We start from the raw sequence: 21,056 nt of genomic DNA, 5'->3' as shown, positions 1-21,056 counted from the left end.
GCGTTCTCCTCTCCCGTCACGCCGATGTGGGCTCCCAGCGTACGTCCGCAGGGTGTTTATCGGGGCGCTCTCCTCGCCAGACGGGATGCCGAAGGCGTCCGTCGGGCGTGATTCCTGAATGCTCGACCTCACCCACGAGCAGCGGCTCGACCCAGTGCGCGTCGCGCGCATCCTCAGGCGGAACCCCGTCGAGAGCCGGCTCGTCGAGTGCGCGGGCATCGAACCTGCTGCGCAGCCGCGTGAGGTCGCGGTCACTGAATCCGCTCCCGACGCGACCGACATAGCGCAGTCGACCGTCCTCATCGGGGACTCCCACCAGCAGGGAGCCGAGGCTGCGCGCGCGATCGCCCTTCCCGGTGCGCCACCCGCCTACAACGACCTCCTGGATGAGGGTGTGCGTGATCTTGCGCCAGTCGCGACTGCGTCTGCCGGCCCGGTACGGCGAGTCGATGCGCTTCGCCATGATGCCCTCGAGGCCGAGCGAGAGGCTCGTCTCGAGCGCTGCATCGAGATCGTCGCCCGCATCCGGGGGAACGTCGATGGGGCTGCTCGTGCGCACCAGCCGCGCAAGGACCTCGCGGCGCTCGGCGTAGGGGAGCCGCTGCACGGATCCGCCGTCCACCTCGAGCGCGTCGAAGAGCAGATAGCGCACCGGCACTCGGCGCCTTGCCCGCTCGATCTCCCTGTCCCTGGTGAGACCCATGCGCTCCTGCAGCAGCGAGAAGCTCGGCACGCCGGACTCGTCGAGGGCGACGATCTCGCCGTCGACGACCGCATCCGAGCCGAGCGCCTCGACGAGTCGAGCGAGCTCCGGATACGCGCCCGTCAGGTCGAGACCGTTGCGCGACCACAGGGAGAGCTCGTCTCCCTGCACGCGAGCGAGTGCCCGGATCCCGTCCCATTTCATCTCGAACCGCCACCCCGAGGCGCCGTCGAGGTCGGCGGGCTCAGCGGCGGTGGCGAGCATCGGGAGGGTGTCGGCGGTGCGTCCCTTCGCGGTCCCCACGACCGTCTTGCCGCGCGTCAGTCCGCGCCCGGTCCCCGTGCTCCGGGATCGCGCGTGCCCGGCGCCCTCCGGGGGCGCCTGCTGCTCCTTCATGAGATGGATGAGCCACTGGGGCTTGGAGTGATCGCCGCCCGTGCGGATGAGCGCGAGGCGGTGCGAGCCGTGCCGCTCGCCGTGGATGGTGACGATGACCTCCTCGCCATCGCGCCACTTCTCGAGGTCGTAGACGCCCGTGTCCCAGATCGTCACCTCGCCTGCCCCATACTCGCCTTTCGGGATGGTGCCTTCGAAGGAGCCGTAGTCCAGCGGATGATCCTCGGTCTGCACGGCGAGGTGGTTGGTTCCCGGGTCGGTCGGCAGGCCCTTCGGAAGCGCCCACGATACGAGCACCCCGTCATGTTCGAGACGGAAGTCGTGGTGCAGTCGCGTGGCGTGGTGCTCCTGGATGACGAACATCGGGCGATTGCCACCCCCCGCGGGCGTCGTCCCCATCGGCTCGGGAGTCTTCGAAGCGTCGCGCATGCGCCGGTAGGCGTCGAGACGCGCGTCGACCTCATCGCCCAGTTGGGTGGCTCGCCGAGAGTTCGGCGAGCGGGTCTCCCTTCGTGCGGACGCGCTCGAGCACCTCGCCGAACTCGAGCTGGCGCAGTCCCGGGGCGAGCAGCTCGCGCCAGGTGCGGGGGGCTGCGACCGTGGGACGCAGCCGCCCCCGCAGCGAGTACGGCACGATGGTCGTCTTGCTGCCGTTGTTCTGGCTCCAGTCGAGCAGCACCTTGCCGACCCGATCCGCCTTGCGCTGGTCGCTCACGACGAGGTCGGGGTGGTCGGCTTCGAGCGAGCGTGCGAGCTCATGTGCGACGGCGGAGATCTGATCGCTCGACTGCGAGCCGTCGAGCGAGGCGTACAGGTGGATGCCCTTGCTGCCGCTCGTCACGGGGTGCGGTTCGAGACCGATGTCACGCAGGATCGCGCGCACGAGCTTCGCGACCTCGACGCACTCGGGGAGCCCAGCTCCCTCGCCGGGATCCAGGTCGAGTACGAGTCGATCGGGGTTCTTACGGGCACCGCGCGGACCGAATCGCCATTGGGGCACGTGGATCTCGAGGGCGTTCTGCTGCGCGAGCCACACGAGCGTCGGCAGATCGTTGACGAGCGGGTAGACGTTGGTGTGGTCGCTGTGCTGGATCTCGCGGCGGGTGATCCACGATGGCGCCGCATCCGGGAGGTTCTTCTCGAAGAACACCTGTCCGGGCTTCTCAGCAGTGCCGACACCGGAGACCCAGCGCTTGCGTGTCGCCGCACGATCGCGCGCGTGCGGGATGAGCACATCGGCCACGCGGGTGTAGTACTCGATGACCTCGGCCTTCGTCGTTCCGGTCTCGGGATAGAACACCTTGTCGAGGCTGGTCAGACGCACACGGCGCCCGCCGACATCGACATGATGTTCGCCCGAGGCGGTGCGCTGCGGTGTCATCGGGGCACCATACATCGGGCGCGAGAGGGCGTCCACGGGGTTCCGGATCGCGTGTGACCGGGCCAAAATGTGCGGATGCGCTCGATCTGGAAGGGCTCGCTGAGCTTCGGGCTCGTGAACGTGCCCGTGAAGCTGTACTCCGCCACCGAGAACCACGACGTTCCGCTGCACCAGGTGCATGACGCCGATGGCGGCCGCATCCGCTACAAGCGGGTGTGCGAGATCGACGGCGAGACCGTCGACTACGAGCACATCCAGAAGGCGTACGTCGAGGGCGATCAGACGGTCGTGCTCACCGACGACGACTTCGCGGTGCTGCCCGTCGAACGCAGCCGCGACATCGACGTCGTCGAGTTCGTGCCGACGAGCCAGATCGATCCGATCATGTTCGACAAGAGCTACTACCTCGCGCCCGACTCGAAGTCGACGAAGGCCTACGTGCTGCTGATGCGCACGCTCGAGGAGGCCGAGCGCACCGCGATCGTGAAGTTCGCGCTTCGGCAGAAGACGCGACTCGCCGCGCTGCGGGTGCGCGACGGCGTGCTCACGCTGCAGACGCTGCTCTGGGACGACGAGGTGCGCGAGGCGCGGTTCCCGGAGCTCGACGAGACTCCGCGGATCAGCGAGGCGGAGCTCACGATGTCGCGGCAGCTGGTGGAGAGCTTCGCCTCCGACTTCCAGCCGGACCAGTTCACCGACGACTACCAGGAGCAGCTGCGTACGCTCGTCGAGGCCAAGCTCGAACAGGGGGATGCGCTCGACACGGAGGCGACGTTCGGTCGCGAGACCGAGGGTGGCGCCGAGGTGCTCGACCTCATGGAAGCCCTCAAGCGCTCCGTCGAGAAGCGGCGCGGTGACGCAGGGGCCAAGCCGACGACGGCGCCCGCGAAGAAGTCCGCACCGGCGGGCGCGAAGGCGACGGCGAAGAAGACGGCGAGCAGTGCGAAGAAGACCTCAGCGAAGGAGAAGAAGTCCGCTTGACGCGCGCTGACCGGCATCTTCCTGGCAAGCTGGTCGGATGGATCCCGTCGCCGAGTCCTGGTCCCGTCGAGCACTCGTCCCCGCAGTCGGCGTCGCCGCGTCGGCTCTCGTGCTGTTCGGCTTCCAGCTGCCCGGGTGGGGCCACGCCCTGCTGGTCGCGTCGATCGCCGTCGCATGGTGGATGGACCGTGAACTCGGCACCGACCTCACGCTCATCGGCATCGGCATCGCTATCGTCTCGTCCACATCCGTCGAAGCCGACGTCGAATGGAACTCGTTCTTCCGCATCGGCACCGTGCTCGCGCTCGCTGTGGCTGTGCCGTTCCTGCTCGACCGCTTCCTGCTGAGACGCCGCGAGGTCCGGTTCCCGTGGCGCAGCCACGAGAAGAAGAGCCGACTCGAGATCGGCTACGTCGTGGCGGTTCCGCTGCTCGGCTGGCTCATCCTGCCGTTCTACTTCATCCGTTCGGGCGCATATGCGAACTGGCCCCACATCACCGACGCCTCAGAGCTCGGCCGCTTCTTCGTCGGGGTCAACGCCGTGGGAACGTGGGACGAGCTGTTCTTCATCTGCACGTGCTTCGCGCTGCTGCGCCGGCACTTCCCGGTGCTGCAGGCGAACCTCATCCAGGCGACGATCTTCGTGTCGTTCCTGTGGGAGCTCGGGTACCGGTCCTGGGGGCCGCTGCTGACGATCCCGTTCGCGCTGCTGCAGGGCTACCTGTTCGCTCGCACCCGCTCGCTCGGCTACGTGCTCATCGTGCACCTGCTGTTCGATGCGATCGTGTTCCTTGCGATCGTGCATGCCCACAACCCCGAGTGGTTCCCGATCTTCATCTACTGAGGCGCGGGTCGGTTGCGATCCGCAGCGCCGGAGCGGATGCACGAACGTCTGCCCGGACAGCCCGAGGTCACAGGCCCTTGCCTCCGGTGACGGGCACGATCGCTCCCGACACGTATGAGGCCTCAGGCGAGGCGAGGAACACGTACGCGGGGGCGAGCTCGGCAGGCTGACCTGCGCGCCCGAGGGGGGTGTCCTGGCCGAACTCCGACAGCGAGTCGGGCCAGCTCGTCGCGGGGATGAGCGGCGTCCAGATGGGGCCGGGAGCGACGGCGTTGACGCGGATGCCGCGCTCGCCGAGCTCCTGCGCGAGCGCCTTCGTGAAGGCCACCTGCGCTGCCTTCGTCATGGCGTAGTCGATGAGCTTGGGCGCGGGGTTGAAGGCCTGGATGGATGAGGTCGTGATGATGGACGCGCCCGGCCTGAGGTGGGGGATCGCCGCCCGTGCGGTCCACATGGGTGCGAACAGATTCGTGTCGAACACGCGCTCGATCTCCTCGGTGGGGATGTTCTCCAGGCCCTCGCGGTTCTCCTGGTAGGCGGCGTTCAGCACGAGGATGTCGAGCCCGCCGAGCTCGGAGATGGTCCGTTCGACGAGTTCGCGGCACTGCTGCTCTTTGCGCACGTCGCCGGGCAGCAGGAGGGCCTTGCGGCCAGCCTTCTCGATCCAGCGCTGAGTGTCCTCGGCATCCTCCTGCTCCTCCGGGAGGTAGGAGATCGCGACGTCAGCGCCTTCGCGCGCGTAGGCGATCGCCACGGCACGCCCGATGCCGGAGTCGCCGCCGGTGATGAGGGCGCGCAGGCCCTCCAGACGGCCTGATCCGACGTAGCTCTCCTCGCCGTGGTCGGGCGTGGGGTCGGTGCGCGAGATGAGACCGGGCTGGCTCTGCTCCTGGCGGGGGTATCCCTCAGTCCGGTAGCGGGTCACAGGGTTCACGAGAGGTTCGGTCATGCATCCAGCCGACCCCGGACCCTTCAGAGGCTCAAGGGGGTTCCGTGCTCGTGGGCTCCGTGCTACTCGCGCGACGGGCGGTGGCGGTGGCGTTCACGCTGCCCGTCGCGCAGTCGCAGGGCGTCGGCGACATCCGCCTCCCGCTGCCGCGCGAGCAGGTGGTTGCGGGCGGTGTCCCGCACGGGAACGCGGATCACCTCTTCGGCGGCGAGCCCTCGCGCGAGCTGCCGCAGTCGCACGAACTCCGCGTCGAGTTCGGCGCCGGCGACGAGCGCGAGGTTCGTGAGGTAGGCCCACAGAAGCGCGACGAGCAGCGATCCGATCGATCCGTAGAGGGCGCCGTACGCCCCGAGCAGCGTCGCATAGATGGCGTAGCCGATCGTGCAGAGGATCCAGACAGCGATCGCGAAGGTCGACCCGACCGACACCCACACGAGTCGCTGGTGCCGCACGTTCGGTGTGAAGGCGTAGAGCACGCTCACGAACAGCCACATGAGCACGAGGGTGAGGGGCCAGCGGATCCATGCCCACACGGTCACGACCACGGGGGCGAGGTCGCGGCGACCGAGGATGTCTGAGGCTGCCTCCGGGGTCGTGAGAAGCGTGAGGACGATGGCGGCGATGAGGGCGATGAGCAGCGCGGCGACGAGCAGCATCCGCAGGCGGAACCGCCAGAAGGGGCGCCCCTCCTCCACCTCGTAGACGGCATTGACGGCGCGCCCGAACCCCGTCGCGTAGCCGGACGAGGTCCACAGCAGGAGGAGGAGCGCGGCCGCGAGCGCAAGGCCGGGGTAGGGCAGGCTGAGGAGCTGCTCGACGGGATCCGCGAAGGACTCCGCGATCTGCTCCGGGAAGAGTGTGTGCGCGATCGCGACGATGTCGGCGACCGCCTGGTCGCGATCGCCCACGAGCGCGAACGCCGACACGAAGGCGAGCGCTGCCGGGAACGTCGCGACGGTCGTGAAGAACGTGAGCGCGGCGGCCGCGTCGTAGCCGCGATGCCGCATGAAGCCGTGCCATGCGCGGCGCACCGCGAGCTTCCACGATCCACGCGGGAGGCGTGCCGACGGACCAGGATCCTCGGGGTCGAGGACGCGGCTCAGGGCGTCGTCCATCAGGATTCGTCCCGCATGCGGATGCGCACGATCGGGGGAGAGAGGAACCACGCTGCGACCCCCAGCAGCAGCACAGCGGCACCCGCGATGACGCCGGCTGCGGCGCCGGCCACGAGATCGAAGATGAGGAGCGTCGTGCCGGCGAGCGTCAGGAGCACCGCGACGAGCGTGACGCGGAGGATGCGGTTGGAGGCGGTGACGAGAAACGGCCGCGCGCGCTTGCGGAACAGGCCGCGGTGGAGGCTCACCGGGGTGAGGGCGAGGATCGTCGCGAGCGCGGAGAGCCCCACGAGCATGAGGTAGATGATGACGTCGCGGCTGTCGATCTCGGCGAAGCGCTGTTGGAAGGGGACCGTCAGCAGGAAGCCCGTGAGGATCTGGGTTCCCGTCTGCACCACGCGCAGCTCCTGCAGGATCTCGGTCCAGTTGCGATCCAGGCGCTCGGCCTCGGTCTCGTCACGCTCGGTCTCGTCACGCTCGGGGTCGTGGCTCGTCTCGACGGGCATGGGGGCATGTTACGACGAACGCGGCTCTCGTGGGGGGCGTGCCCGCCACAGGTGCAGGGCGGCGTAGCTGCGCCAGGGCGACCACGCTGCGCCAGCTCGTGCGAGGTCGCCGCGACCTGCCGGAAGCCCAAGCGCCGCCGCCGACTGCCGGATGACGAGATCGTCGACGGGGAGCACGTCGGGGTTTCCGAGCACCCGCATCGCGAGATAGTCCGCCGTCCAGGGGCCGATGCCGCGCTGCGCGAGCAGCATCGCGCGGAACTCGTCGATGGGCATGCCGATGTCGAGCGCGAGGGAGCCGTCGGCGAGCGCCTCGGCGATGCGCACGATGGTCTCGATGCGGGCCTCAGGGCCGCGCAGTACCGTGCGGCCTCGAGCCGCGATCGTCGCCGCGTCGGGAAAGCTCCCCTCTCCGAGCTCCGCGACGAGTCGCCCGAGCACGGTCCGCGCGGAGGCGACCGAGATCTGCTGCCCGACGAGTGTGCGGATGAGCGCTTCCGCCGGATCGAATGCACCGGCGATGCGGATGCCGGGCACGCGCGTGACGAGGGGGCCGAGATGCGGGTCTGCGCCCAGGGCGGCATCGATCGCGGGGGAGTCGGCATCCAGGTCGAAGGCCCGGCGCAGGCGGGCGACGGCCGCAGCGACATCCGAGAGCCGCGCGAGCCGGATGCGGGCCACGAGCCCGGGAGCATCAGGGTCGGCGGCGACCTCGACCTCGGCGCGTCCGCCCGGCAGGTCGAGGGACCGACGGAACGAGGAATCGTCGCCGTCCTCGAGCCCCGGCACGGCGTGGTCGGCGAGGAAGCGGAAGACGCCTTCGCGGTCGAACGGCGGGCGGGCGGGAAGGCGCAGGCTGAGGGTGCCCGGGTGCGTGCCCTGTGCCGTCTCGCGCCGGCCGCCCCTGCGTGCGAGTGCGCGCAGCTCGGTCGGCGTCGCCCGATACACGGCGGTGATCGTGTCGTTGAACTGGCGCACGCTGCCGAAACCCGCCGCGTACGCGATGTCCGAGGCGGGCAGCTCCGTCGTGGCGAGCAGGGTGCGAGCCGTCTGCGCGCGATGGGCGCGTGCGAGTGCGAGCGGGCCGGCCCCGAGCTCCGTGGTGAGCACGCGGGTGAGGTGCCGTGTGGTGTAGCCGAGGCGCTGCGCGAGGCCGGGCACGCCCTCGCGTTCCACGACGCCATCCTGGATGAGGCGCATGGCACGGGCCGCGAGGTCGTCGCGCAGGTTCCAGGCGGGGGAGCCGGGAACGGCATCCGGCTGGCAGCGTTTGCATGCGCGCAGTCCGGCCTCGTGCGCGGCCGCCGCGGTGAGGTAGAAGCTCACATTGCCGGGTTTCGGGGTGACCGCGGGGCAGCTGGGGCGACAGTAGATGCCCGTCGAGTGCACGCCTGCGATGAACTGCCCGTCGAAGCGGGTGTCGCGCGAGGCGAGCGCGCCGTAGCGCGCGTGGAAGAGCCGGTCGTCGTCCGTCACGCACCCACTCTCGCACCGGACACCGGACGCGACCAGCGGGAATCGGACACGAGTGTCACAGCGAACTCTGGGATCCATGTGCGGGAATGAATACCCGATCCCTTGAGTTATATCCATCACGATGACTAGCACCCGTACTGTTCCTCGCCCGACTCTGGGCGTCCTGCGCCTGCGTCCGACGATGCGCGGACGCGGTTTCGTCGTCGGTGTCGTGGATGCGGCAGGCCCCGACACCAACGGATTCGCCCCCAAGGACCGCGTCGCCTGGCGCGCCGGAGGCGAGCAGATCGGCGAGCTCGTGCTGCGCGAACAGCGTGACGTGCTCGGCGTTCCCCACTGGGTCACCGACGAGCAGGTCGTGAGCTACCTCGGCCCCGGCCTCATCGCCCGGGCTCTCGTGCGCACGCGCCCGTTCGGACGCGGAGACGATGTCCGCGTGGAATCATCCGACCCGCTCGTCGCCGAGATGACGGCAGCCTGGGCCCGCTCGCTCGGCGCGCGCGTCGTCGACACGAAGGCCGATCTCGCGATCCGCGACGATCTGCGCTCGCGTCGCGCCGTCGTCGCCGGACACGGTCGGCTGGCCGAAGGGGCAGTCGAGGTGTTCCAGGCCATCCGTCGGGGTGTCTTCGACAGCGTGGAGCCCGTGGCCCCTGCGACGTCGCGTGTCGCCGCCTAGGGAGAGAGCGCCCCTTATCGCTCTAGGCTGAGAGCATGACCTTCCTCCCCATCTCCTCGGATGCGGAGCTCTCGTCCGAGGCTCTCACCGCCGCCGAACGCCAGATCGAGACGCACGGCGGTCGCATCACCAACATGAAGCGGACGCTGCTCGGTCACGTGCCGAGCTTCAACGCGTACATGGAGTGGTACACCCTCAAGGACGAGCTCGAGCCGTACATCGGGGAGCGGGCCGTCTCGCTGTTCTCATATGCGATCTCGGACGCGAACGACTGCCTCGTCTGCTCGGTGTTCTTCCGTCGCATCCTCATCGAGAACGGCGACGACCCCGACAACCCGGAGGTCACCGAGACCGAGCAGCTGCTGCTCGAGTGGGGCAAGCTCATCGCGACGGCGCCGAACGACATCCCGGATGCCTTCCGTGCGCGCGTCGAGCAGGCGTTCCAGCCGAAGCTGCGTCTCATGCTCGTGGCGTTCGCGGGGCTCATGGTTGCGACCAACCTCTTCAACTCGGTCGGGCGCGTGCCGCTCGACGAGGTGCTGTACGACTTCCGCAAGCCCGGCGATGACCGCACCGAGTGACGCACCCCTCGCGGGTCGTGTCGCCTTCGTGACGGGGGCCGCGCACGGCCAGGGGCGAGCGATCGCGCGTGCGCTCGCCGCCGACGGTGCCGCGATCGTCGCCCTCGATGTGGGCGCGAAGCTCGAGTACCCCGCCTACCCCCAGGGCTCCACGGCCGAACTCGAGGAGCTCGTCGATGAGATCGTCGCCGCGGGTGGGCGAGCGATCCCGGCGCTCGCGGATGTGCGCGACGCGGAGGCAGTGCAACGTGCGGTGGATGCCGCCGTCGCGGAGTTCGGCGGGATCGACATCCTCATCAACAATGCGGGCATCGTGGCGTACGCCGAGCTCGAGTCGATGACGGACGCGGAGTGGGAGTCGATGATCGGCATCAATCTCACGGGACCGTTCGTGGTGGCGCGTGCCGCCGTGCCGCATCTGAAGCGCTCGGCGCACGGGGTGATCGTCAACAACTCGAGCGTCATGGGCCTGCGCGGGGGCAATCGCCTCTCGCACTATGTCGCGTCGAAGCACGGCCTCACGGGCCTCACCAAGGCGTGGGCGATCGAGCTGGCGCCGTTCGGCGTGCGCGTCGTGTCGATCCATCCGACGGGCGTCGACACTCCCATGAACGACGGGCTCGCGGCGCTCGAGGGGGCGACGGCGCAGGAGATCGCCGAGCGCAGCGCCGGCAATCTGCTGCCGGGTGTTCCGTGGATCGAGACGTCGGATGTCGCCGAGCTCGTGCGTTACCTCGTGAGCGATCGCGCCCGCTACGCCACGGGCGCGCAGTTCACGCTCGACGCCGGTCTGCTGACCCGCTGAGCGACTCGCCCGATACGGGTCGCTCTGCGTTCGGGTGAGTTGCAGTCGCTCTGACCTTTAGTGCTAGCCTCAGTTCAAGTCAGTTTGACCCGAACAGGAGACGGCATGACGGACGGCATCGATCTCGCGGTCTCGACCGTGATCTTCGCTCTGCGCCCCGACGCGCACGGCGAGGTCATGCTGCAGGTGCCGCTCGTGCGCCGCACGCGCGAGCCGTACCTCGGGCGTTGGACGCTGCCCGGCGGCGCGGCCGACGCCCGCGAGAGCCTCGCGAGCACTGCGGCACGCAAGCTCGCCGAGACGACAGGGCTCGCGCCCCGCTACCTCGAGCAGCTCTACGCATTCGGCGAGCCGGATCGCTCGCCCACGGGCCGCGTCGTCTCGATCGCGTACTGGGCGCTCGTCCGCGGTGACGAAGCCGAACGCACGGTCGACGACGAGAACGTCGCCTGGTTCTCGGCCGACGAGCTCCCCGAGCTCGCCTTCGACCACAACCTCATCGTCGACTACGCGCTCTGGCGACTGCGCAACAAGCTCGAATACGCCCGCATCGCCCATGCGTTCCTCGGCCCCACCTTCACCCTCGCCGAGCTGCGCCGCGTGCACGAGATCGTGCTGCAGCGCCCCCTCGACCCGGCGAACTTCCGTCGGCAGATGGAGTCCTCCGGATCCGTCGTCGCGACGGGGGAGCTCGCCACGGGCGGGCGCCATCGACCGCCGAAGCTCTACCGCTACGACACGAGCGCGCCTCTCGCCGACAACGGACCCCTCACCTCCGCCGAAACCCTCTGATCCGCACGTCACACCACCACCCCCCAAGGACACGCCATGACATCGGTCGAGACCGCCATCCAGCTCATCCGCACCACGGGCCGCGACGCCGCAGGGCAGCCAGCGGAAGCCTGCAGTCCCGCGCTCGCCTCAGCCCCGTGGGAGTTCGACGGCATCCTGCAGTACGGCCCGGGCGCCTCGATGGGCGACATCATCCCCACCGGATCACCGCGCCAGGGTGAGCTGCCCGAGGAATACCGCCATGCCGCGGCCGAAGAGCTGCACGAGCGGATCCGCGCCGCGAAGGCCGCGCTCGGCGACCGCGTGGTCGTGCTGGGGCACTTCTATCAGCGCGACGAGATCGTGCAGCACGCCGATTTCCTGGGTGACTCGTTCCAGCTCGCCAATGCCGCGCAGACCGTGCCGACTGCGGAGGCGATCGTCTTCTGCGGTGTGCACTTCATGGCCGAGACGGCCGACATCCTCGCGCAGCCCCACCAGGAGGTGATCCTGCCGAACCTCGCCGCCGGATGCTCGATGGCCGACATGGCCGACATCGACTCGGTCGAGGAATGCTGGGAGCAGCTCGAAGCGCTGTACGGCACCGAGCCGGATGCGCATGGCCGCGTGCCCGTCATCCCCGTCACCTACATGAACTCCTCGGCCGCCCTCAAGGCATTCTGCGGACGCCACGGCGGCATCGTGTGCACGAGCTCGAACGCAGAGACGGTGCTGGAGTGGGCGTTCGCCCGAGGCCAGCGTGTGCTCTTCTTCCCCGACCAGCACCTCGGCCGCAACACCGCGAAGAAGATGGGTGTGCCGCTCGAGCGGATGCCGATGTGGAACCCGCGGAAGCCCCTGGGCGGCAGCACTCGCGAGGAGCTGCTCGACGCGCAGGTCGTGCTGTGGCATGGATTCTGCTCGGTGCACAAGCGCTTCACGGTCGCCCAGATCGAGAACGCCCGTGCCGAGCACCCGGGCGTGCGCGTGATCGTGCACCCCGAGTGCCCGATGGCCGTCGTCGATGCGGCCGACGAGGCGGGCTCGACCGACCACATCCGCAAGGCGGTCGCCGCCGCGACCGAGCCCACGACCTTCGCGATCGGCACCGAGATCAACATGGTGAACCGCCTCTCCGCCGAGTTCCCGCAGCACACGATCTTCTGCCTCGACCCGGTGGTGTGCCCGTGCTCGACGATGTACCGCATCCACCCCGGCTACCTCGCGTGGGTCCTCGAGTCGCTCGTGGCGGGGAAGAGCGTCAACCGGATCCGCGTCGGGGACGACGTCGCGGCGGATGCCGGCATCGCTCTCGAGCGCATGCTCGCCGCGAAGCCGCGGAGCTGAGGGTGCGGGTGATCGTGGTGGGCACCGGAATCGCCGGGCTCATCGCCGCGTACCGGGCGAGCGCGCACCACGACGTCGTGCTCGTGACGAAGGCCGAACTCGCCGAATCGAACACGAAGTACGCGCAGGGCGGGATCGCCGCGGCCCTCGCGCCTGGTGACTCGCCCGAGCGGCACATCGCCGACACGCTCGCGGCGGGCGCGGGCCTCTGCGATCCGCGGGCGGTCGAGGTGCTGTGCACGGAGGGCCCTGCGCGCGTGCGCGATCTCATCGCGCTCGGGGTGGAGTTCGACCGCGACCGAGACGGCGCACTCGCTCGAGGGCACGAGGCAGCGCATTCGCAGCGGCGGGTGCTCCACGCGGGCGGCGACGCGACGGGACTCGCGATCGAAGTCGCACTGCTGCGTGCCGTGCGCGCGACCGCGGTCGAGGTGCACGAGCACACCGTGATGAGCGATCTGGTGCTCGAGGAGACGCAGGGGCAACCACGCGTGATCGGCATCGACGCGATGCGCGTCGACGGGGCGGCCGTGCGCCTGCTGGCCGACGCCGTCATCATCGCGTCGGGGGGTGCGGGACAGCTGTACCGGCACACCACGAACCCGCGTGTGGCGACGGGTGACGGCATCGCCGCCGCGTGGCGAGCGGGCGCGGAGATCGCGGATGCGGAATTCGTCCAGTTCCACCCGACGGCACTCGCGGCAGACGGCAGTCCCCTCATCTCGGAGGCCGTCCGCGGTGAGGGTGCCGTGCTGGTCGATGAGCGGGGTGACCGCTTCATGCTCGCCGTGCATCCGGATGCCGAGCTCGCGCCCCGCGACGTCGTCGCGCGAGGAATCGCGGAGGCGATGGCGCGCCAGGGCGGACGTCCTGTGCTCCTCGACGCGACAGGCGTCGAGAGCGCTCGCGGCGCAGGTTATCTCGCAGGGCGCTTCCCGACCCTCACCCGGATGACCCGCGCGCACGGCTTCGACTGGACGCGCGAGGCGATCCCCGTGACGCCGGCGGCGCACTACGAGATGGGCGGCATCCGCACTGATCTGGAGGGTCGCACGAGCGTGCCGGGGCTCTTCGCGATCGGGGAGGCGGCCTGCACGGGCGTGCACGGCGCGAATCGTCTCGCATCGAACTCGCTCCTCGAGTCGCTCGTCTTCGCGTGGCGGGTCGTCGATGCGCTCGACGCTCCGCACCCGGGCGCGCTGGTGACGGAGCGCGGCGTCCGTGTCGAGGCGATCCCCGGCCGCCGACCCGGCGAGGCACGACGACCGCGGCGTGCGGAGATCCAGGACCTCATGTGGCAGGCGGTGGGACTCTCGCGCGATGCCGCGGGGCTCGTCGCTGCGATCCGCACCCTCGACGCATGGGAGGTCGTCGGCGACGACATCGCCGCGATCGAGGACCGCAACCTGCTCGACCTGGCTCGGCTCACCGCCCACGCCGCCCTCGCGCGCGAGGAGTCCCGAGGGGCGCACCACCGCGTCGATCACCCGGATCCTGAGAACGACGAACGGCTGGCCCGCGCCTGGCTGCACCCCGCCCGCACCCTGGAAGGAGCTGTGCGATGAGCGCGCAGATCGACGACATCATCGCCCGAGCGCTCGCCGAGGACGCCCCGTGGGGCGACCTCACGAGCGAGGTGTTCGTGCCCGCGGATGCGATGGCGACAGCCCAGCTGGTGGCGCGCGAGCCCGGGGTGCTCTCGGGTGTCGAGGTGGTTCGTCGGGTCTTCCAGCTGGTGGATCCCGACATCCGGGTCGAGACGCTCGCGCGCGACGGGGATGCGTTCGACGCGGGTACCGTGCTCGCGAACATCACCGGTTCGGCTCGCGGAGTGCTGCGGGGGGAGCGGATCGCGCTCAATCTCGTGCAGCGCATGAGCGGCATCGCGACACTCACTGCGCACTACGTCGCAGCCGTCGACGGCACACGTGCCCGCATCGTCGACACCCGCAAGACGACCCCGGGACTGCGCGTGCTCGAACGGCAGGCGGTGCGCGACGGCGGAGGGCGCAACCATCGCTTCTCGCTCTCGGATGCCGTGATGGCCAAGGACAACCACCTCGCCGTCCTCGCCGCGGCGGGCGTGCCTCTCGGCGAGGCGATCCGGGGTGCCCGCGCACAGCTCGGCCACACCGTGCACCTGGAGGTCGAGGTCGACCGGCTCGATCAGGTCGAGGAGGTCGTGGACGCGGGAGTCGACACGATCATGCTCGACAACTTCACCCTCGACGACCTCCGTGCGGGCGTGCGACTCGTCGCGGGTCGCGCCGTCGTCGAGGCGTCAGGCGGCGTCTCGCTCGACACGGTGCGCGCGATCGCGGAGACGGGGGTCGACGTCATCTCGGTGGGCGCTCTCACGCACAGCGCGCGTGCCCTCGACCTCGGGCTCGACATCGGCGTGAGCGCGGCGTGAGCGCCGGACTCCTCTATCTCGACACGGCCGCGACGACGCCCGTGCGCCGTGAGGTGCTGGAGGCGATGCTGCCGTTCCTCACCGGTGGGGTGCACGGCATCTTCGGCAACCCGTCGAGCCGGCACGAGGTGGGGCGGAGGGCGGCCGACGCGCTCGCCGAGGCGCGTGCTGTCGTCGCCGAGCATCTCGGATGCCGCGCAAGCGAGGTCGTGTTCACATCGGGGGGAACCGAGGGTGCGAATCTCGCCATCAAGGGGGTCGCGCTCGGCGCCCCGCGTGGTCGGCACATCGTCACGAGCCCGCTCGAGCACGAGGCGGTGCACGCGTCGATCGACTACCTCGTGCGTCGTCACGGGTTCTCGGTGACGGAGGTCGCGGTCGACGCAGACGGTCGCGTCGACCCGGAGGAGCTGTCGCAGGCGATCCGCGTCGATTCGAGCCTCGTCACCATCCAGCACGCGAGCAACGAGATCGGGACGATCCAGCCCATCGAGGCGCTCGCCGCAGTCGCGCGCGGCGCTGGCGTGCCGTTCCATACGGATGCCGTGCAGTCGGCGGCTTCCCTCCCGGTGGGGCTCGCAGCGCTCGGCACCGACGCGGTGAGCATCGCGGGCCACAAGATCGGTGCGCCCCGGGGAATCGGCGCCGTCGCGCTGCGCGCTGCGCTGCCCATCGAGCCGCTCGTGCACGGGGGAGGGCAGGAGCGCGGTCGGCGCTCGGGCACCGAGAACGTCGCGGGTGCGGTGGGACTTGCGACCGCCCTGCAGCTCGCCGCTGCGGAGCGCAAGACGGCCGCCCGGATCGACGCGCGCGATGCGCTCATCGATGGAGTTCTGGCTCTGGTACCTGGTGCTCTCCTGACCGGGTCGCGCCGGGAGCGCCTCGCGTCTCACGCCTCGTTCTGCTTCCCCGGGACGGCGGGGGAGGCCGTTCTTCTGGAGCTCGAGTCGCGGGGGATCGCGTGCTCGTCGGGCTCCGCATGCTCGGCCGAGGACGACGAGCCCTCCCGGGCACTCCTCGCGATCGGTCTCGCACCCGAGGTCGCCCAGACGGCTGTGCGCCTCACCTTGCCCTCGGAGGTCGACCCCGATGGGGCGCGCGCGATCGCGCGCGAGGTGGGGGAGGCCGTCAGGCGCGTCTCACGCCTGGGGTGACGCTCGCCGAAGCAACGGGGTCCATCTCGCTCGAGAGGCCCCAATCGTCCCCCGAGAACTGCTCGATTCTCGCCAGAACCGCGGCGATGCTCGGAACCCGTCTGGCTCCGAGCTGCGCGACGACCTGGATCGACCGGTCGCTCGACGGCGCGGTCGCCCGCACGACGGCTCCAGGCGGCGGTGCCGCCGTCGCGAGTGCGAGACGCGGGAGCAGGGCGACGCCGAGATCCGCGGCCACGAGGTTGAGCACGGCGACCGCGTTGTCGGTCTCGAGCTCGATCTGCGGATCGACCCCGACGGCCTCGCAGGCGGCGAGCAGATGGCCGCGACAGAGCGGACAGCCGGCGATCCATCGCTCCGTGCCGAGCTTCGCGAGCTCCACCGGCGCTCCGTCGGAGGCGAGCGGGTGGTGCTCGGGGAGCGCGATGACCACGGGCTCCGTGAAGAGGGGGATCGTCTCGAGCGGGCCCTCGGATTCGCGATGCGGGTCGGCGCGGTCGCCCGGATAGGCGAAGGTGATCGCCAGGTCGACGCTCGCGTCGCGGAGCATCGTGAGCGCTTCGGGCGGTTCTGCCTCGATGTAGGTGACCGTCAGCCCCGGAAGCTCGTCGTGGAGGTCGCGCAGAAGTCGGGGGATGATCGTCGACGACGCCGTGGGGAACGCCGCGATGCGCACCGTGCCGGTGCGCAGGCCGACGAGATCGGACAGGTCGCCGCGCGCCGCATCGAGTGCGCGGGTGATCGCGACCGCGTGGCGCGCGAGCACGGCGCCGGGTTCGGTCAGCCGCACGCCGCGACCGGCGCGCATCACGAGCGGCGCGCCCAATCGCTGTTCCGCGCGCCGCAGATGCTGGCTGATGGCGGGCTGGCTGTAGCCGAGCGCACGCGCGGCGCCCGAGATGCTGCCATGCTCGGCGATCGCACGCACGATGCGCACCGACTGCAGATCGAGATCCATCACATAACACTACGGAATGCATTTCATTCCGCATATGCCCTTGTGGAATGAATGGTCGGGGCTGACCCTGGACGCATGACGACTGCGCTCGTTCCCTCTGCCTCGCTCGCGGCGGCGATCTCCGAATTCGGCGGTCCGCGTGGCTATGTGGCCGCCGCCTCGATCGGCATCCCGCCGCGCCGCGCCGTCGAGGCGCTCCGGGCGGATCTGGATGCCTGGGCGCGGGCAGACCGCGACCCCCAGGGCTACGACGCGATCGCCGAGGCCACGCGCGCGGCCTATGCGCGACTCGTCGGAGTGCCGGCATCGCGGGTCGCCGCCGGATCTCAGACCTCGGTGCAGGCATCCCTCGTGGCGGCAGCCGTGCCGGACGGGGCGGAGGTGCTCACCGTCGCGCGCGACTTCTCATCGATCATCACGCCCTTCCAGGAGCGCGGAGGAGTTCGCGTGCGCAGCGTGCCGCTCGAAGACCTGGCGGCATCCATCACCGACGACACCTGGATGGTCGTCTTCTCGCTCGTGCAGTCGGCGACAGGTGTCGTTGCCGACGTGGACGCCATCCGCGAGGCCGCAACGGCGCACGGCGCCTACACATTCTGCGACGTCACCCAGGCGGCGGGCGTGCACCCGGTCGATGCCTCGCTCTTCGACCTCACGGTGTGCCACACCTACAAGTGGCTCTGTTCGCCGCGTGGCGTGTGCTTCCTCACCGTCACGGAGGAGCTGCAGCGGATCATCCGGCCCCTGCAGGCCGGCTGGTACGCGGGGGAGCACGTATGGCAGAGCTGCTACGGCCCCGACATCACGCTCGCATCCGACGCTCGCCGATTCGATGTCTCGCCCGCGTGGCAGGCGTGGGTGGGCGCCGAGCAGTCGATCGGTCTCTTCGCCGACCTCGACATCCGAGAGGTGTGGGACCACACAGCGGGGCTCGGCGAGCTGCTCTGCCACGAACTCGACCTGCCCGTTCAGCGGCAGGCGATCATCTCCTGGCCCGACCCCGACGGCACCCAGCTCGCGACCATGATCGACGCGGGCATCCGCATCTCCGGGCGCGCTGGCCGTGCGCGCGCCTCATTCCACATCTGGAACACCGAAGAGGATGTCACGGCGATCGTGCGCGCCGTTCGCGGCTGAGCGCGCCGCGCCAGCAGCCCGGCTGTGCGGGGCACCCGCATCCGCTCGATAGGCTGGGGTATTCACACCCCTCAGACCGCGCAAGCCAGCGCGGCCCGACCGATCTTGGAGTCACTCGTGGCATCGTCCAACCCGCTCGACCAGGTCATCTCGCTCGCAAAGCGTCGCGGATTCGTGTACCAGGCGGGTGAGATCTACGGCGGGTCGCGTTCCGCGTGGGACTACGGTCCCCTCGGCACCGCGCTCAAGGAGAACATCAAGCGCGAGTGGTGGAAGTTCATGGTCCAGCGCCGTGACGACATCGTCGGCATCGACTCCTCTGTGATCCTCCCGCGTCAGGTGTGGGAGGCCTCCGGCCACGTCGACGTCTTCTCCGACCCGCTCGTCGAGTGCACGCAGTGCCACAAGCGCTACCGCGAAGACCACCTCATCGAGTCCTTCGAGGAGAAGAAGGGGCGCGCCCCCGAGGGCGGCCTCGCCGAGATCGTCTGCGAGAACTGCGGCACGCGCGGTCAGTGGACCGAGCCGCGTGCGTTCTCCGGGCTCCTCAAGACCTTCCTCGGACCGGTCGACGACGAAGAGGGCATGCACTACCTGCGCCCCGAGACGGCACAGGGCATCTTCGTGAACTTCGCGAACGTGCTCTCGAGCTCGCGCATGAAGCCTCCGTTCGGCATCGCCCAGATCGGCAAGAGCTTCCGCAACGAGATCACGCCCGGCAACTTCATCTTCCGCACGCGCGAGTTCGAGCAGATGGAGATGGAGTTCTTCGTCAAGCCCGGCACCGACGAGGAATGGCACCAGTACTGGATCGATGCGTCGCACGACTGGTACACGGGGCTCGGCATCAAGCCCGACAACCTGCGCCTCTACGAGCACCCGCAGGAGAAGCTCAGCCACTACTCGAAGCGCACGGTCGACGTCGAGTACCGCTTCAACTTCGCCTCGGGCGAGTGGGGCGAGCTCATGGGCATCGCGAACCGCACCGACTTCGACCTGAAGACCCATTCCGAGAAGTCGGGCAAGGATCTGTCGTACTTCGACCAGACCACGAACGAGCGCTGGATCCCGTATGTGATCGAGCCCGCGTTCGGTCTCACCCGTGCGCTCATGGCGTTCCTCATCGACGCCTACAGCGAAGACGAGGCGCCCAACGCCAAGGGCGGAACGGATGTGCGCACCGTGCTGCGCCTCGACCGTCGCCTCGCACCCGTCAAGGTCGCGGTGCTCCCGCTGTCGCGCAACGAGCAGCTCTCGCCCGTCGCGCGCGAGCTCGCCGCAGATCTGCGCGAGGACTGGGCGATCGAGTTCGACGACGCGGGCGCCATCGGCCGCCGCTACCGCCGCCAGGACGAGATCGGCACGCCGTTCGCCGTCACGGTGGACTTCGACACCCTCGACGACAAGGCCGTCACCGTGCGCGAGCGCGACACCATGTCGCAGGAGCGTGTCTCGCTCGACCGCCTGCACGGCTACCTCGCCGAGCGCCTGCGCGGCGCCTGACCCCATTCGATCCCGCCTCCGCCGTATGACGGAGGCGGGGTCGCCCCGCTGCTGATTGACTGGTGTGATGACAGACTCGGTTCCCCCGCCCGACGATCGCGGTACACCCACGCCGCCGTTCGCCCCTGTCGAGGCGAATGCGCCGCAGCCGGTCGCGGGAGCCCCGCTGCCGTACTCCGCGAACGTGCCGGGCGGCCCGGTCATGGTCCCCGCGGGATGGACGCAGCTGCCGCCGCCTCCGCCCCCCGTCGAGTCGCCCACCGCGTATCACCGCCTGTATCGCACCAACCCTCGCTACCGGTGGTGGCGTCCGCTGGTTGCGGTGCTGCTCTTCGGCGTGTTCGCCCTCACCGCGCTTCTCGCGCTCAACATCATCTGGTTCGTCGTCGCGATGGCCGTGGGTCAGGTCACCCTCGACGACCTCGCTCGGCCCGACTTCGCCGACTGGCTCGTCGCTCTGCTGAGCGACATCACCAACCCGCTGAGTCTCGTGATGCTGCTCGGCTCGCTCGCGGTTCTGCTGCCGCTGGTTCCCCTCGCTCTGCTGTGCGCAGGGATCCGCCCGGTGGGCGTGACGAGCTCGGTCGCCTTCCGTCTGCGCTGGCGCTGGATGCTGCGGTGCGCGGTTCCCGCGCTCGTCGTCACGGCCGTGTCGATCGGTCTCCCGTGGATCATCGCGCCGTTCACGGGCGAGACGATCACACCTGTCGAGGTCGATCCGGCGCTCTTCGCGCTGCTCGCGGTCATCATCGTGCTGCTCGTTCCGCTGCAGGCCACCGCCGAGGAGTACATCTTCCGCGGTCTGCTGCTGCAGGTGGTCGGGGCCTGGGTGAAGGCATGGCCGCTCGCCGTCGTCATCGCGACCATCCTGTTCACGATCGGGCACACCCAGTACGAGATCTGGGGCATGCTGAGCGTCGCCGTCATGGGTCTCGGCTTCGCCATCGTCACGTTGCGCACCGGAGGACTCGAAGCCGCGATCGCTCTGCACGTCATCAACAACGTGGCGGCGTTCCTCGTGCTCACGAGCGGCATCCAGGGCACCACGCAGATGAGTTCCGAGGGCAGCGGGCCGCTCGCGCCGCTCACGCAGCTCGTTCTGACCGTGGCGTATGTGCTGTGGGTCGATCGGCTGGCGTCGAAGCAGGGCATCGCGCGTCGCCGCGACCTCGCGCTCGAGCCCGTCCGCTGACGCAGCTGAGGCCGACCTCTTACCTGACAGATGTCCAACGCGTTTCGGCGCGGGGATCGATGTGAACAGCGCGTGACGTTCGGTCGTGACGGGGTCGAAATGCGTTGACGTGCGAACGTCCGGGTGACACAGTCGCACGATCAGCCGATGGCGTTCTCGCCTCCG

18 protein-coding genes and 1 pseudogene are annotated in these 21,056 nt (G+C 69.7%); 13 read left to right on the top strand and 6 right to left on the bottom strand.

Annotated features, from left to right (window positions below):
- Positions 1–16: 16 nt before the first annotated feature.
- A pseudogene (locus tag HCR12_RS13835) lies at positions 17–2,480 on the bottom strand (ATP-dependent DNA ligase).
- A 75-nt stretch (positions 2,481–2,555) separates the two neighbouring features.
- Here HCR12_RS13835 and ku point away from each other — a divergent pair.
- Both ku and HCR12_RS07955 read left to right on the top strand, forming a co-directional pair.
- A complete protein-coding gene (gene ku / locus HCR12_RS07960; protein WP_166865010.1) occupies positions 2,556–3,461 on the top strand; it encodes a non-homologous end joining protein Ku in 906 nt (301 codons plus the stop codon).
- A gap of 37 nt (positions 3,462–3,498) precedes the next feature.
- Positions 3,499–4,305 carry a CPBP family intramembrane glutamic endopeptidase gene (locus HCR12_RS07955; RefSeq protein WP_166865007.1) on the top strand — a complete coding sequence of 269 codons (807 nt, stop codon included), beginning with the start codon at positions 3,499–3,501 and terminating at the stop codon, positions 4,303–4,305.
- 67 nt (positions 4,306–4,372) lie between these two features.
- Here the strand turns inward: HCR12_RS07955 and HCR12_RS07950 are convergent, their stop codons facing one another.
- The 4 genes from HCR12_RS07950 to HCR12_RS07935 all read right to left on the bottom strand — a co-directional run bounded on the left by HCR12_RS07950 (position 4,373) and on the right by HCR12_RS07935 (position 8,351).
- On the bottom strand, positions 4,373–5,254 hold the full coding sequence (locus tag HCR12_RS07950; protein ID WP_166865003.1) for an SDR family oxidoreductase: 882 nt from the start codon (positions 5,252–5,254) through the stop codon (positions 4,373–4,375).
- 62 nt (positions 5,255–5,316) lie between these two features.
- Positions 5,317–6,369 (bottom strand): YihY/virulence factor BrkB family protein, encoded by a 1,053-nt coding sequence (locus HCR12_RS07945; protein WP_166865000.1) that lies wholly within the window; start codon positions 6,367–6,369, stop codon positions 5,317–5,319.
- On the bottom strand, positions 6,369–6,875 hold the full coding sequence (locus tag HCR12_RS07940; protein WP_166864997.1) for a DUF6328 family protein: 507 nt from the start codon (positions 6,873–6,875) through the stop codon (positions 6,369–6,371). Before HCR12_RS07940 ends, HCR12_RS07945 begins: the two co-directional genes overlap by 1 nt.
- A gap of 9 nt (positions 6,876–6,884) precedes the next feature.
- Positions 6,885–8,351 carry an AlkA N-terminal domain-containing protein gene (locus tag HCR12_RS07935; RefSeq protein WP_224763337.1) on the bottom strand — a complete coding sequence of 489 codons (1,467 nt, stop codon included), beginning with the start codon at positions 8,349–8,351 and terminating at the stop codon, positions 6,885–6,887.
- A gap of 121 nt (positions 8,352–8,472) precedes the next feature.
- Between HCR12_RS07935 and HCR12_RS07930 the strand changes: the two genes are divergently transcribed.
- The 8 genes from HCR12_RS07930 to HCR12_RS07895 all read left to right on the top strand — a co-directional run bounded on the left by HCR12_RS07930 (position 8,473) and on the right by HCR12_RS07895 (position 16,101).
- Positions 8,473–9,030, top strand: coding sequence for an MDR/zinc-dependent alcohol dehydrogenase-like family protein (locus tag HCR12_RS07930; RefSeq protein ID WP_166864991.1), 558 nt, complete (start codon positions 8,473–8,475; stop codon positions 9,028–9,030).
- Positions 9,031–9,065: 35 nt separating this feature from the next.
- Complete coding sequence (locus HCR12_RS07925; RefSeq protein ID WP_166864988.1) at positions 9,066–9,611, top strand: carboxymuconolactone decarboxylase family protein; 546 nt, start codon at positions 9,066–9,068, stop codon at positions 9,609–9,611.
- Positions 9,595–10,416, top strand: a complete 822-nt coding sequence (locus tag HCR12_RS07920; RefSeq protein WP_166864985.1) for an SDR family NAD(P)-dependent oxidoreductase — start codon at positions 9,595–9,597, stop codon at positions 10,414–10,416. The genes HCR12_RS07925 and HCR12_RS07920 overlap by 17 nt, the downstream gene beginning before the upstream one ends.
- A gap of 105 nt (positions 10,417–10,521) precedes the next feature.
- Positions 10,522–11,208, top strand: coding sequence for an NUDIX hydrolase (locus tag HCR12_RS07915; protein WP_166864981.1), 687 nt, complete (start codon positions 10,522–10,524; stop codon positions 11,206–11,208).
- A gap of 36 nt (positions 11,209–11,244) precedes the next feature.
- Positions 11,245–12,534: a quinolinate synthase NadA gene (gene nadA / locus HCR12_RS07910; protein WP_166864977.1), complete on the top strand. Its 1,290-nt coding sequence runs from the start codon at positions 11,245–11,247 to the stop codon at positions 12,532–12,534.
- Between the two features lie 2 nt (positions 12,535–12,536).
- Positions 12,537–14,099, top strand: a complete 1,563-nt coding sequence (nadB, locus tag HCR12_RS07905) for an L-aspartate oxidase (protein WP_166864974.1) — start codon at positions 12,537–12,539, stop codon at positions 14,097–14,099.
- Entirely contained in the window at positions 14,096–14,947 is an 852-nt protein-coding gene (gene nadC / locus HCR12_RS07900) for a carboxylating nicotinate-nucleotide diphosphorylase (RefSeq protein WP_166864970.1), read from the top strand. Before nadB ends, nadC begins: the two co-directional genes overlap by 4 nt.
- A complete protein-coding gene (locus HCR12_RS07895; RefSeq protein ID WP_166864967.1) occupies positions 14,944–16,101 on the top strand; it encodes a cysteine desulfurase family protein in 1,158 nt (385 codons plus the stop codon). Before nadC ends, HCR12_RS07895 begins: the two co-directional genes overlap by 4 nt.
- Here HCR12_RS07895 and HCR12_RS07890 read toward each other — a convergent pair.
- A complete protein-coding gene (locus HCR12_RS07890) occupies positions 16,076–17,059 on the bottom strand; it encodes a LysR family transcriptional regulator (protein WP_166864964.1) in 984 nt (327 codons plus the stop codon). The two genes, HCR12_RS07895 and HCR12_RS07890, sit on opposite strands and share 26 nt — an antisense overlap.
- 75 nt (positions 17,060–17,134) lie before the next feature.
- Between HCR12_RS07890 and HCR12_RS07885 the strand changes: the two genes are divergently transcribed.
- From HCR12_RS07885 to HCR12_RS07875, 3 genes are all read left to right on the top strand, one after another.
- Entirely contained in the window at positions 17,135–18,196 is a 1,062-nt protein-coding gene (locus tag HCR12_RS07885) for an aminotransferase class V-fold PLP-dependent enzyme (protein ID WP_166864961.1), read from the top strand.
- Positions 18,197–18,313: 117 nt separating this feature from the next.
- Positions 18,314–19,699: a glycine--tRNA ligase gene (locus tag HCR12_RS07880; RefSeq protein ID WP_166864958.1), complete on the top strand. Its 1,386-nt coding sequence runs from the start codon at positions 18,314–18,316 to the stop codon at positions 19,697–19,699.
- A gap of 67 nt (positions 19,700–19,766) precedes the next feature.
- A complete protein-coding gene (locus tag HCR12_RS07875; protein ID WP_166864955.1) occupies positions 19,767–20,891 on the top strand; it encodes a CPBP family intramembrane glutamic endopeptidase in 1,125 nt (374 codons plus the stop codon).
- Positions 20,892–21,056 lie beyond the last annotated feature (165 nt).

The organism is Salinibacterium sp. ZJ70, assembly GCF_011751865.2.
In the GTDB taxonomy this organism is placed as follows: domain Bacteria; phylum Actinomycetota; class Actinomycetes; order Actinomycetales; family Microbacteriaceae; genus Homoserinibacter.
Note: the sequence above shows the minus strand (reverse complement) of the source record. Positions and strands in the feature narration are given on the sequence as shown.